The organism is Streptomyces sp. NPDC037083, from assembly GCF_055606485.1.
Window position 1 is genome coordinate 286214 of record NZ_JBVJSQ010000001.1, and the last position, 13140, is coordinate 299353.

The 13140-nt window shown below is 72.9% G+C and carries 11 protein-coding genes; 2 read left to right on the forward strand and 9 right to left on the reverse strand.

What is annotated here, in order from left to right; translation table 11 throughout:
- Positions 1-107 precede the first annotated feature (107 nt).
- The 9 genes from ACZ7DE_RS01340 to ACZ7DE_RS01380 form a co-directional block, all read right to left on the reverse strand.
- Positions 108-1304: a hypothetical protein gene (locus ACZ7DE_RS01340; protein WP_470756670.1), complete on the reverse strand. Its 1197-nt coding sequence runs from the start codon at positions 1302-1304 to the stop codon at positions 108-110.
- Positions 1301-3244, reverse strand: a complete 1944-nt coding sequence (locus ACZ7DE_RS01345; protein WP_470757908.1) for a DUF3492 domain-containing protein — start codon at positions 3242-3244, stop codon at positions 1301-1303. The genes ACZ7DE_RS01340 and ACZ7DE_RS01345 overlap by 4 nt, the downstream gene beginning before the upstream one ends.
- A gap of 342 nt (positions 3245-3586) precedes the next feature.
- Positions 3587-5365, reverse strand: coding sequence for a dipeptide ABC transporter ATP-binding protein (locus ACZ7DE_RS01350; RefSeq protein WP_470756672.1), 1779 nt, complete (start codon positions 5363-5365; stop codon positions 3587-3589).
- Complete coding sequence (locus ACZ7DE_RS01355) at positions 5362-6369, reverse strand: ABC transporter permease (protein ID WP_470756674.1); 1008 nt, start codon at positions 6367-6369, stop codon at positions 5362-5364. The genes ACZ7DE_RS01350 and ACZ7DE_RS01355 overlap by 4 nt, the downstream gene beginning before the upstream one ends.
- Positions 6366-7361 carry an ABC transporter permease gene (locus tag ACZ7DE_RS01360; RefSeq protein WP_470757910.1) on the reverse strand — a complete coding sequence of 332 codons (996 nt, stop codon included), beginning with the start codon at positions 7359-7361 and terminating at the stop codon, positions 6366-6368. The genes ACZ7DE_RS01355 and ACZ7DE_RS01360 overlap by 4 nt, the downstream gene beginning before the upstream one ends.
- A 58-nt stretch (positions 7362-7419) precedes the next feature.
- Positions 7420-9138 (reverse strand): ABC transporter substrate-binding protein, encoded by a 1719-nt coding sequence (locus tag ACZ7DE_RS01365; protein WP_470756676.1) that lies wholly within the window; start codon positions 9136-9138, stop codon positions 7420-7422.
- Positions 9139-9285: 147 nt separating this feature from the next.
- Complete coding sequence (locus ACZ7DE_RS01370) at positions 9286-9378, reverse strand: Ms4533A family Cys-rich leader peptide (RefSeq protein WP_470756678.1); 93 nt, start codon at positions 9376-9378, stop codon at positions 9286-9288.
- A gap of 57 nt (positions 9379-9435) precedes the next feature.
- Positions 9436-10503, reverse strand: a complete 1068-nt coding sequence (locus ACZ7DE_RS01375; protein WP_470756680.1) for a DUF3152 domain-containing protein — start codon at positions 10501-10503, stop codon at positions 9436-9438.
- A 298-nt stretch (positions 10504-10801) separates the two neighbouring features.
- Entirely contained in the window at positions 10802-11773 is a 972-nt protein-coding gene (locus tag ACZ7DE_RS01380; RefSeq protein WP_470756682.1) for an alpha/beta fold hydrolase, read from the reverse strand.
- A 229-nt stretch (positions 11774-12002) separates the two neighbouring features.
- Between ACZ7DE_RS01380 and ACZ7DE_RS01385 the strand changes: the two genes are divergently transcribed.
- A complete protein-coding gene (locus tag ACZ7DE_RS01385) occupies positions 12003-12221 on the forward strand; it encodes a hypothetical protein (protein WP_470756684.1) in 219 nt (72 codons plus the stop codon).
- 181 nt (positions 12222-12402) lie between these two features.
- The gene (locus ACZ7DE_RS01390; protein WP_069771643.1) at positions 12403-13044 is read left to right on the forward strand and encodes a TetR/AcrR family transcriptional regulator; all 642 of its coding nucleotides are present in this window, start codon (positions 12403-12405) and stop codon (positions 13042-13044) included.
- The last annotated feature ends 96 nt before the right edge of the window (positions 13045-13140 follow it).

Consider the following 13140-nt stretch of genomic DNA (forward strand, 5'->3'; position numbering starts at 1 on the left):
GGCTGCGGCCGGGTGGAGGCACGCGCGCGTCGTGCCGTCGGGGCACGGTGGGGGCTGCGCTGCGCACGGCGGCCGAAGGCACGGGCGGCGGCGGTGGCGGGCTTGGGTCAGCACGGCTGGTCCGTTCGCGCGTGGGCGGAGGCCCTGGTCAGCGTGCGGGTCGCGTGGACCAGCAGGATCAGCGCGGCGCTCGCACAGACCAGGGACGGGACGCCCGCCGGGCCCCACGCGGTCACGACGTTCTCCACGGGGGCGGCCAGGAAGCCGCACCCGGGCAGACGGCCCGCGAAGACCGTGGCCGGCGCGAGCAGTTCAGCCGTGCCGACGGCCCCGATGACGACCGCCGGGGCATGAGTGAAGCCGTGCAGGGTGAGAAGACGGGCGAGGAAGAGGAGGGCGCCCAGGGCGAGGACGGGGGCGTGGTCGGCGGGCTCGTCCAGGACCGCGGCGCTCAGGGCGGTCAGGGCGGCGAGCGCGCACCCGAACAGGGCGAACACGCCCAGCAGCAGCGGCCGCACGGAGGCGGCGAACTCCTCCAGGCCACGGCTGGCGTTCAGGCGGCGGCGGGCCCGCACGGCGAGCAGGTGGGCGCACCAGGCGGCCGGGGCGCAGGCCAGGGTGAGGGCCAGCAGCGGGACCGCGGCGAAGGGCCAGGGGCCGTCCGCCGTGCCGTCGGGCAGGACGTCGGGACCGCCCTCGACGGCGGCGCGCAGCAGACCGTCGCCGAGGGCGGCGTAGCCGAGGAGCCAGCACGTCCAGGCCTCGGTCCGCTGCAGACCGGGGTGGGCGCCACGGTGCGCGCTCAACGGGCCCCGGTGCAGTGCCGCGTGCACGGCGAACGCCACGGCGAGGGTGCCGGCGGCGGCGACGAGGAGGCAGGTCCGCCCGTCGGTGAGGCGCACGCCGGTCACGGTCGCGGCGCACAGGACGCCCGGCAGGAGGGTGAGCAGCGCCCAGTCCAGGCGGGGGCGGGGAAGCTCGCCGGGCGTGGGGAGCGGGGGCGCGTCGCCGTCGCGGGGGACGCGGGCGTACATCTCCTCGGCCAGGGAGAAGACGTCCCGGTGGCGGAAGCGCGCGGCGGTGCGGTCGGTGACCCCGTGGGCCTCCAGGCCGGCCGCGATCTCGAGCGGGTCGACGGCCCGCTCGCACAGCTCACGGTGACGGTGCATCAGGGCCTTCACCGGGTCCGCCGCCCCGCGTCGGGGAGCGGGCGGCCTGCGGCTGTCCGGTACCGCACCGGCGTCGGCGGGCGCGTCTGCGCCGTCCGGCGTGCCGGGCCGGTCGAGTTCGTCGAGTCCGCTCATCGTGCTCCCTCCGTAGCGGCGACCGGCGCGCCCTCCCGTACCGGCGAGTCCTCCTGTACCGGCACGCCCTCCCGTACCTGCACGTCCGCCCGTACCTGCACGCCCTCCCGTACCTGCACGTCCTCCCATAGCGGCGAGTTCTCCCGTACCGACACGCCCTCCTGTACTGGCGCTCCCGCCACCCAGGCCGGGCCGTGCGGGACCGGGTCGTGCCGGACCGGGTCGTGCCGGACCGGGTCGTGCCGGGCGGGCCCGCGCGCGCCCAGGTCGATCCAGAGGCCCGGCACACGTGCCTCGGCCGGGACGGCGAACGGCCGGGGTTCGCCGTCGTCGTCGAAGACGAACCGGCTCACCGGGGCCTGGGACACGAGCTCCAGGTAGATGCTGTGGAACGCCGCCACGTTCTGCTCGACGGTGAACAGTTCGAGGGCGCGGGCGCGGGCGGCCGCGCCCAAGCGCGCACGACGCTCGGGGTCCCGCAGGAGTGCCACGCACGTCTCGGCGAGCGCCCGCGGGTTGCGCGGCGGTACGACCAGTCCCGTGCCGCCGATGACCTCGACCACCGCGCCGACGTCGGTCGACACGGTCGCCCGCCCGCAGAACATGGCCTCGACCAGGCCGACCGGGAACCCCTCCACGACGCTGGACAGCACGACGACCGCGCCGGAGGCGTACACCTCGGCCAGGCTGGGCGCCTCCGGGCCGCCGACCTCTTCGAAGGACACGGGGTTGTGGCCGACGCAGTGCGGTCCGTCCGCCTCGTCGGGGAAGAGCTGGGCGGCGAGCATCCTGCAGTGGCCGAGGTATGCCCGGGCCTCCCCGCCGGCCGCCGCGCCGACGATGCGCAGGCGCGCCCGCGGCTCCTCCCTGCGGATCTCCGCGAAGGCGTGCAGCAGGGACACCAGGTCCTTCGCCGGCTCGACCCGGCCTACCCAGACCAGCGTGTGCGGGTCGGCGGTGTCCGGGGCGTCGCCCACCTCGGCGAAGCGGGACTCCTCCATGCCCGGGTAGACGGTGCGCAGCTTGGCGCGGTCCGCGCCGCAGCGCTCCTGCCAGCGGCGGGCGTGGGTGTTGCCGGGCGTGACGCACGCCGCCTGCCGGTAGACCTCGGCCGCGAGCCGGCCGTGGAAGGCGGCGACCAGGGCGCGGGCGGCCGGCGCGGCTTCGGCGCCGGGCGCGCTCCCGGGACCCGCGGGCGACGGAGCACTGCCCGAGGTCAGGTAGTGGGTGCGCAGCCGTACCCCGTACTCGGTCAGCAGCATCGGTACGTCGAAGAAGTGCCGTGCGAGCAGCCCGGGCAGGGCGGCCGCGCCGCCCGACGTGGCGTGGCACAGGTCGACGGAGCCGAGCCCCTCCCCCTCGTCGCCCCCGTGGTCCTCGTACCAGTCGAACGAGAGGGGGCGCAGGGCGCGTTCGAGCTGTGCGGCGACGGCGAGCAGCTCGGGTACGCGCGCCTCACGCGCCTCACGCCTCGCGCCGGGCGCGCGACAGGCACGTTCCAGTGCGCGCACGGCGCCTTCCGAGCGGAGCGCTCCCACGAGCCCGCCCTCGTCCCGGGCGAGCTCGGCGAGGCCGTACAACGCGTAGGCGAAACGGTCCGCCTGAGCGGTCGGACCGGCCCCAGGAGGATCCGTCGAGTCGGGGGCCTCCCCTTCGCACAGGGCGGCCGCCAACTCGTCGTAGCACTCCGCGAAGCGCCGGCGCGCACGCCGTCCGTAGGAGACCCCGTCGTCCTCGGCCGTCCACAGCGTCGCCGTGCGCACGCGACCGACCTGCGGCGGAAGCTCGATCCAGCCCGCGTCCTCCTGATGCTCGCCGCGGCTGAGCGCGTAGACGTCGAACTGGTGCTGCCCGAGCCCGCGCACGAGCCGGTCGCACCAGAGCCCGGCGTCACCGCTCACATACGGATAGCCACCCTCCGTAACCAGTCCGATGCGCACGCGCACCCCCGATCTCCCGTTTGGGGAGCCGCCGTTGACCCGGCGGCTCGCAGCGGGAAGAACGTATGCGGACAAGGCGGTGGTGCGATGGACGGTTGTCCATCGCACCACCAAAAGGGGTGAACGGACGTAACTTTCCCGTGCGGGCCGCGTTCGGTCGCGCTAAGAGATCATCCGACCGCGAAACGTTACGCCACCTCTGCGCGGCGTTGACACCCACGACCAGCCGTTCCCACCGCGGCGGGCCGTCGGCGCTCCCGCCGCGGCTCTGTGACGTCCGCTCCCACGGCAGCGGGCGCCACGCCGCCCGGCAGCATGCGTCACCCGGCCCGGCGGCGGGCGTCACGCCACCGCCGGCTCCCGTCGCCGCGCGCTGCGCCGCTCCGCCCGCCGCCGGGCCGCGACCGCCGGGTCGAGCGCCGGCACGGCGGCCAGCAGCTGCCTGGTGTACGGGTCCTTCGGCGACTCGTACACCTGGTCGGCGGGCCCCTCCTCGACGACGCGGCCACGTCGCATCACCGCGACCCGGTCGCTGACCTGGCGTACCACGGCCAGATCGTGGGCCACGAAGACCAGCGCGAGGCCGAGCTCGCGCTGCAACTCGCCGAGCAGGGCGACGACCTGGGCTTGGGTGGTCACGTCGAGCGCCGAGACCGGCTCGTCGCAGACGATGACGCGCGGGTCCGCCGCGAGGGCCCGCGCGATGCCCACGCGCTGGCGCTGACCCCCGCTGAACTCGTGCGGATAGCGGTCGTAGTGCGCCGCTTCGAGCCCCACGCGCTCCAGGAGCTCCCTCACCCGCCCCCTGACGCGCGCCTCGTCCCGCTCGCCCCGCGCGCGGAGCGGGTCGGCGACGGACTCCCCCACGCTGCGGCGGGGGTTGAGGGAGGACACGGGGTCCTGGAAGACCATCTGGACGGCCGGGTCGACTCCGGCCGACACCCGTCCCCGGTGGCGGACCTCGCCCGCCGTCGGCTCCAGCAGTCCGACCAGCATCCGGCCCAGCGTCGTCTTGCCGCTGCCGCTCTCCCCGACGACGCCGAGGGTCTCGCCCCGGCGGACCGTCAGCGAAACGCCGTCCACGGCCGCGAACGCCCGCTTCCCGCGCCCGAACTCGCGGCGCAGCCCGCGCGCCTCCAGGACGACCTCCGCCGCCCCCGGCCCACCCGCGACGTCATGGACCTCGACCCCGTCGACGGCGCCCTCCCGTGGACCGCCCTCCCGTGGACCGCCCTCGTGGGGAGCGCCCTCGTGGGGAGCGCCCTCGCGGGAACCCGCCTCCTGCACCTGGGCCTCGCGAAGCCCTGCCTCACGAATCCATGCTCCACGAGGCCCTGCCTCGCGGCGCTCGTCCACCCGGGGCACGGCCCCGAGCAGTTCGCGTGTGTAGGCCTGCGCGGGCGCCGCCAGGACCGTCCCCACGGGTCCGTGTTCGACGAGCCGCCCGTGCCGCATGACGAGCACCTCGTCGACGCTCTCGGCGGCCACGCCCACGTCGTGCGTCACCAGGAGCAGCCCCATGCCGGTCTCCTCGCGCAGGGTGTGCAGCAGGTCGAGGATCTGCGCCTGGACGGTCACGTCGAGCGCCGTCGTCGGCTCGTCGGCGATCAGCAGGTCGGGCTCGCAGGCCAGCGCCATGGCGATGAGAGCGCGCTGGCGCATGCCGCCGCTGAACTCGTGCGGCCGTGACCGGGAGCGCCGTGCCGCGTCCGGGATTCCCACGCGCTCCAGGACCCGCACGGCACGCGCGCGTGCCGCACGGCGCGACACACGCGTGTGCACCCGGTGCACCTCGGCGATCTGGTCGCCGATCGCGTAGTACGGGTCGAGCGAGGACAGCGGGTCCTGGAAGACCATCGCCGCCCGGCCCCCGCGCAGCCGCCGCAGCTCCTCGTCGGACGCGGCCCGGACGTCCGTCCCGGCGACCCGCACGGAGCCGTGCACCACGGCTCCCGTCCCCCGGTGCAGCCCCAGCAGGGCCGCGGCGACCGTCGACTTGCCGGAGCCGGACTCGCCGACCAGCCCCAGGGCGGCACCCTCGGCCAGGCGGAAGGAGAGGCCGTCGACGGCGCGCAGGGCGCCGAACTCGACCGTCAGATCAGTGACGTCCACCAGGCTCATACGAGCACCACCCGTCGGTCGGCCAGCGCGTACAGGACGTCCGCGACGGCGTTGGCGAGGACCACGAAGAAGCCGATGACCAGGACCATGCCGACCACCACCGGCAGGTCGACGACGTTGACCGCGTGCACCAGTTCCTGGCCGATGCCGGGCAGCCCGAAGAGGGTCTCGGTGAGCACGGCGCCGCCGACCGCGGAACCGAAGTTGTTCGCGTTCAGCGCGATGACCGGTGCGAACGCCCCGCGCAGCGCGTGCCGCCCGATGACCGAGCGCTCGCCGACGCCGTACGCGCGGAAGGTGCGGATGTGGTCCTCGGCAAGGGTCTCCAGCATCGCCGCCCTGGTCAGCCGGGCGAAGGACGCGGCCTCGATGAGGGCGAGCGAGAGCCAGGGCAGGAGCAGGTTCCAGGCCCACTGCTCGGGGTCGTCGGTGAGGTTCACGTACTGCGGGAAGGGCAGCAGCCGCAGTTCCCCGCAGACGACGATCATCAGGATCAGACCGATGACGAAGACGGGCGTGGCGGTGCCGGCGAGGGTGACGGCCGTCAGCACGCGCTCGGTGAGCCGGCCGCGCCGCCAGGCCGAGAGCACGCCGGTGCCCACGCCGAGGATCAGCCACACCACCATCGCGCCGAAGACGAGCGACAGGCTCACCGGCAGCTTGGTCAGGATCAGCCGGGTGACCTGCTGGTCGCTCTGGTACGACAGCCCCAGGCAGGGCGCCGGGCAGTGCTCCACGGAGGTGCCGGTCGAGTAGTCCCGGCCGGTGACGAGTCCCTCCAGGAAGTGCCAGTACCGCAGGTACAGGGGGTCGTCGAGGCGCAGTTGGGCGGCGACCTGCTGCACCTGTTCGGGCGAGCAGCGCGGGCCGCAGGTGATCTGGGCGACGTTTCCAGGAGTGACGTAGAAGACGACGTAGACGATCACCGAGATGGCGAACAGGGTGAGGACCACTCCGACCGCCCGGCGCAGCACGAACCCGCTGAACCCGCTGAAGCCGCTCATGAGGATGTTCCCTTCCGCACGGCCGCGGCCGCCCCGTTCTCGCGCCTGCGCCCCGTGCCCACCCGCAGCCGGGAGGCCGCGCGCGGGTCGAGGGCCGTGCGCACGCCGTCGCCGAGGACGGTCAGCGCGAGGACGGTCACGAAGAGCGCGCCGGCGGGCAGCAGCAGGTACTGCGGGGCGGCCTGGTACCAGACGTCGGCGGCGGTGAGCATCTGTCCCCAGGACGGCGTGGGCGGCTTCACGCCGACGCCGAGGAAGGACAGGGCGGCCTCGACGGTGATGTTCTGCGGCACGAGCAGCGCCGCGTACGTGATGACGGGTGCGGCGAGGCCGGGCAGCAGCTCGCGGCGGGCGACGCGCCAGGACCCCCAGCCGCTCAGGCGTGCCGCGGCCACATGGTCGAGTCCCTTGAGGGTGAGGGTGTGCGCGCGTACCACCTTGGCGATGTTGCCCCAGGACAGCAGGCCGATGACCAGGGTGACCAGCACGGGCCGGGGGAAGCTCGCGGGGACGACGGCGAGCAGCGCCAACGACATGATCATCAGCGGCAGGGCGACGAAGACGTCGGTGATCCTGCTCAACAGCTGGTCGATCCAGCGGCTGCCGAGCGCGGAGGCGATGCCCATGGTGACGCCGATGGCGACCTGGATCACGGTCGCCGCCAGTGCGACGCCCAGCGAGACCCGGGCTCCGAGGACGAGACGGGCGAACAGGTCGCGGCCGGTCTGCGGTTCGACGCCCAGCCAGTGGTCGGCGCCGATCCCGCCGAGCGACCCGACGGGCACGCCCCCGCGCGCGGAGTCGATGAGGGCGGGGTGGTAGGTGGTCGGGTCCTGGCCCTCGAGGGCGGTGAGCAGCGGTGCGGCCAGCGCGACCAGGACGAGCAGCGCGACGACGAACGCCGCGACGAGGGCGGCGCGCTGCGTACGCAGCCGTCGCCAGAACTGATGGGCCCCCGAGGCCACCGGGACGGACGCGGAGTCCGTCCCCATGGCCCGGGCGGCGAGGGCGGCCTCGGCGGCCGCCTCGGTGACTGCCTCGCTCACGGCGCTACTTCACCGCGACCTGCGAGGGATCCAGGACGCCGTCCCAGTCGCTGATGACGATGTTGCGGACGTCCGACCCGTACAGCCGCTTGTAGACGGGGTGGAACAGCGGCACGGTCAGCGCCTGCGCGCCGATCTTCTTGTCCAGAGCGCCCCACCTCTTGGCGGCGGCGTCGAGATCCGTCAGCTTGTTGATCGCGTCGATCTCGGCGTTGACCGACTTGTCGTTCAGGAAGCCCGTGTTGAAGTTGGCGCCGTCCTCGACGATCTGCCGGCCGTCGAAGATCGGGGCGAGGAACGGACCGCCGGAGGGCCAGTCGGCACCCCAGTGGGCCAGGAAGAAGCCGGGCTCGGTCTTCACGTCGTGGATCGTGTCGGAGTAGTCGTTGTCCTCGAGGCCCTGCAGCTTGACGGTGATGCCGGCCTTCTTGAGCGCGTCCTGGATCGCGGTGGCGATCTCCGGGCTGGTCTCGAAGTCCTGGCTGTTGGAGTGGGTGAGGGTGACGGTCAGCCCGTTCGGGTGACCGGCCTGCTTCAGCAGTTCCCTGGCCTTCGCCGCGTCGCCCGTCCGGCCCGCCGGGAAGAGGTCGTAGGGCTCGTAGCCGAAGGACTTCTGGTTCGGCAGGTAGGTGGTGGCGGCCTCGGCGAGCGAGGAGCCGCCCGCCGCGTTGACGACCGACGACCGGTCGACGGCGTACGAGATGGCCTGCCGCACCCTGATGTCGTCGAACGGCTTCACCTTGGGGTTGAACGCGATGTAGTTCGTGTAGCCGAAGCGGCCGGTGCCGACGCGCGCGGCGAGCTCCTTGTCGCCGCTGACCTTGGCCAGCTCGGCCGGGCCGAGGTTGGTGTCCGTGGTGATGGACGTGGCGTCCGCCCCCTGGGACGCGGACAGCCGCTGGTTGATCACCGAGGAGTCGAGCCCGGACCGCACGTCGATCCGGTCGGGGTAGGCCTTGCGCTCGGCGTCCGTCTTCGCGGACCAGAAGGTGTTGCGCTCCAGGGTGAGCCGCTCGCCGTCGTTCTCGTTCCTGACGACCTTGTAGGGGCCGGACGAGACCGGGTGCTCCTCGTACTTCGTACCGGTGTCCTTGGCCTTCGGGACGGGCGCGAACTGCGTCTGGGTGGCCAGGTAGGGGAACTCGCCCTCGGGCTTGTTCAGATGGAAGACGATCGTGCGGCTGTCGGGCGTCTCGATGGAGGCGAGGCCCTTCGGGTCCTTGTACGGCCCCTGGTAGCCGGCCGCGCCGACCAGCCAGTCCCGCAGGTAGGGCGCGCCGCCGGAGAGCTCGGGCGCGAAGGACCGCTCGATGCCGTACTTGACGTCGGCCGAGGTGATCGCCGTCCCGTCCTCGTACTTCAGGCCCTCCTTGAGGGTGTACGTCCACACCGTGGCGTCCTTGTTGGGCCGTCCGGTGTCGGTGGCGAGGTCGGGGACGACCTGGGCGCCGGCCGCGCCGTTCTCGCGGTTGCGGGTGGTGAGCGTGCGGAAGACCAGGGTGGGGACCTTGCCACCGCCGGAGGTGTACAGGCGGGCGGGGTCGAAGTCCTCCTGCGGGTTGCGGTTCAGGATCGTCAGCGTGCCGCCCCGGTGGGGCGCCGAGTCGCCGCCGGCGGCCTTGGCATCGTTGTCTTCCGGCCCGCAGGCGGAGGCGCCGGCTGCCACCAGGAGGCTGATGGACGCCGCGGCCACGCGGCGCGCAGTGGGGGACGGTTGACGCATCGGAGACGACCTCTCAAATGATGAGACAAAGTGACGAGGGGTGAGACGAAGAGGAGCAGACGTCTGCCCGGCGTCAGGTCGTCGGAAAACCCGTGACGGAGTCACGGAAGAGGAGAGAAGTCGCGACGCGAACGCCAGAGGCGGGCGTCAGCTACAGAGAATGTCGGCCACGCAGATTGCGGTCACACCGATGAGCGCCAGCTCGATGGCGGCGCGCGCGGAGGTGTGACGGGGCGACATGCGCAGAAATATGGTCGAACTTTCTGCGCATGTCAACGTGACCTCCGTCGCCGTCCGTCAACTCCCGGGGAAGGCCCAGGCGTTGGGCAGACAGTGGATCCCGTCGTGGTCGAGGAACTTCGTCTGCTGCTGCATGACCGGCGCGAGTTCGCCGTCCTTGTCGCAGGTGACGTGGCTGAAGCCGAGCCGGTGGCCGACCTCGTGGTTGATCAGCATCTGCCGGTAGGCGTACATCTCGTCGCCGAAGGTCTTCGAGCCCTGCGCCCACCGGTAGGCGTTGATCATCACGCGCTCGGTGGAGGCCGAGTCGCAGGAGACGTTGTCCACCGTGGTGTCCAGACCCGACTTGGCGCACCACACGGCGGTGGTGCCGGGGCTGGCGAGCGTGATGACGAAGTCGGGCTTTCCCGAGTGGATCCGTTCGAAGGTGCGCGCACCGTTGTGGGCCCAGCTGCGGTCGTCGTTCAGCGTCTGCTGCACGGCCTCGGCGAAGAGCTCGCCGTCGAGGCCGAGCCCCTGTTCCACGTCCACGCGGTAGGTGTACTTGCGGCCCTTGCCGGGCGCCTTGTCGACGCCCGCGACCGCGTCGAACCGTCCCGACCCCTTCAACTTGGCGCCGAGCGGGTACCTGACGGCCATCTTCTGCGCGTACGTCAGCGTAACCGCGCCGGTGGACGCCGACGGGCTGGGCCGGTCGTCCCCGCGGGTGGCGTCGTCGACGGTGTCTCGGGCGCGGTCGGCCGCGGCCTGCGGCCGGACGGATTCGTCCCGCCCGTCGGTGACCTGGCCTGCCACCACGACGGCCAGCGCCGTGGTGACGGCGGCCGCCGCGATGCCGGTGAACGTCCGCCCCTTGGCGCTCCTGGCCGGGGCGGGCGCGCCGGTGGGCGGCGCTTCGTCGGGCCCGTCGACGCCGACCGAGGAGGTCGCGCCGGAGACGGTGTGCACGTCGGCGGCTGAGGCGTGCAGGACTCCCTCACGCGTGCGGGTGGAGGCGTACGGCGTCCTCGCGCGCGTGAAGACGTCGTCGTCCTCCTCGAAGGCGTCGAGGTAGTCCTGACGTGGGCCCTGACGGGCGCCCTGGCGCGGGCTGCCCGGGGGCGTGGTTCTCTGACGCGGTATCACGGGCTGCCCGGTACCCGCCTGCCGCCCCTTCAACTCACCCCAGCCGCCTCCGGCTTCACGCTGCTCGGGGTGACCGCCGCGCACCGGCGCAAACCCGTGGGCGGGTGTTCCTTCGGGAAAGCGGGGTACTCCGCGTGCGGGAGTGCCGTCCCGGCCCGGGGGCGGGGACTGGACGCGGGCACCCCGCGGGTCGCCCTGCGCCGGCCCCTGAGCGGGGCCTTGCGGTGCGACCTTGGACGAGCCCTTGTCGGCGCCCTTGGGCGCGGGCCCGCGCCGGCTGTGGCGTCCCACGTCGGCCTCAGCCCCCCGACTTCTCGGTCGTGGTCTCGGCGAGGAGCTCGCGGAACCCCATCGCCACCGTCTCGGGGTACTCCATCATCGCCACATGGCCGGCGTCCGGCAGGGTGAGCAGGCGGGAGTCGCGGAAGGCGCGGGCGGACCGCTGCGCCATGCGGAAGCCGACGAGCTGGTCGCGGCCGCCGTAGACGAGAAGGGTCGGGGCGAGGACCCGTTCGGCCTGCCGCCACAACCCGTGCTGGCCGCCCAGCGTGTACGCGCTGAGCAACCCGCGCGTGGAGCGCGTCAACGCGTCCCAGAAGTAAGGCAGTTGCAGTCGGCGCTCCAGCTCCTCCACCGCGTGCCGGAACGCCTCGGGGCTCACCCGCCCGGGATCGCCGTAGCAGAGCGCCATGACGCCTCGGACGCGCTGCTCGGCCGTCCACTCCCGGGTGAACCGGCTGAAGAGCGCGGCGATGCCGGGCAGCCCGACCAGCCCGGTGGGCACCGCGGTGCGCTGCACGCGCAGCTCCGGCAGGGCGGGGGAGACCAGGGTCAGGGTGCGCACCAGGTCGGGCCGGACGGCGGCGACGCGCGTGGACACCGCGCCGCCGAGGGAGTTGCCGAAGAGATGGACGGGCCCGCGTCCGGAGGCGTCGAGGTAGCGGATCACGGCACGCGCGTGTGCCGTGATCGAGTAGTCGCCGTCGTCCGGCGGCGGAGAGTCGCCGAAGCCGGGGAGGTCGACGGCCTCGCTCGCCACGACCCCGTCGAGCAGGGCCATCAGCGCGGACCAGTTCTGCGAGGAACCGCCCAGGCCGTGCACGTAGAGCGCGGGCTGGAGCCCGTCGCGCGCGGGCGGCCGGGAACGCACCGTCAGCGTGACGCCCGGCAGCCCGACCGACCGGAGCCGCTCTCCCTCCGCAACCCGTACGGCGGTCGCCTTCGGCAGCACACTGGTGGGCGGCACGGAGGGCAGCTCGGTCGAAGACATGCGGGCAATGTTACGAGACGATCACGTGCGACTTTGTGTGTTCGCCATCACACGTGGGTTCGAACGCGCGCCGAGACGCTGCCGCGCCCGCGTCATGCCGACGCGATTCCGGGGCACCCTGCACAGCGATCGCATAGCGTCCCGATCGGGTGTCTCCTAGGCTCGTACCGAGGGCACCCGCTTGTGGCCCCTGCAACTCGCAGGGACTTTCGTAGGAAGGGAGCCCACCATGTCCGTTGACCCGACCGACCCGGGGACGTTCGAAGAGGACGACGACTTCGGCGAGATCGACGTCGAGGCGCCGGAGAACGACGCCGCCGAGCAGTACAAGGACGTCAAGCCGGAGCGCGACGACTCCCTGGAGGACGCGGACCCCGCCCGGGCCAACGAGGCCGACCTGGCCGAACAGGCGCGCGTCGTCTCGCTCGACGAGGAAGACTATCGCTGACGGGCGCTGAGCTGGAGCGGGACGCCAGTATGCCCGGAAAGTTACGTTTCGAAACCGTCTCTACCGCTTTTGTCGTCGTCCAGTCCGTGAAATTCTGCGTTCGCACCGCGCGCACGACGGTTACCGAAAAGTACGATGGCGGCGCGGCGCTCACCGCAAGAGGACGACTTTGGGAGGCGGCGTGACAGCCATCGAGCAGACAGAGGCGGCGCGCCCGCGGGGCACACGCCTGCCGCGCCGTGCCCGACGGAACCAGCTGCTGGGCGCCGCCCAGGAAGTCTTCGTCGCGCAGGGCTATCACGCGGCCGCGATGGACGACATCGCCGAGCGGGCCGGCGTCAGCAAGCCGGTGCTCTACCAGCACTTCCCCGGCAAGCTCGACCTCTACCTGGCCCTGCTGGACCAGCACTGCGAGTCGCTCATCCAGGCCGTGCGCGGCGCGCTCGCCTCGACGACCGACAACAAGCAGCGCGTCCGGGCCACCATGGACGCGTACTTCGCGTACGTGGAGGACGACGGCGGCGCCTTCCGCCTGGTCTTCGAGTCGGACCTGACGAACGAGCCCGCGGTGCGCGAGCGCGTCGACAAGGTCACCACCGAGTGCGCCGAGGCGATCTGCGAGGTCATCGCGGAGGACACCGGCCTCTCGCGCGCGGAGTCGATGCTGCTCGCCTCCGGCCTGGGCGGTCTCGCACAGGTCGTGGCCCGTTCCTGGCTGCACAGCGACCGCAGCGTTCCGCGCGACCAGGCGGTACAGCTGCTGGCCTCGCTCGCGTGGCGGGGCATCGCCGGTTTCCCGCTGCACGGAACGGATCAGCACTGACTCGCGGGGACGCTCGGCCGTTTGTTCCCGCCCGCTGTTCGCTCCTGGCGTGGACGGCCGGACCGTGTACGTCCCCTCACCGGGCTAATGTGTGCA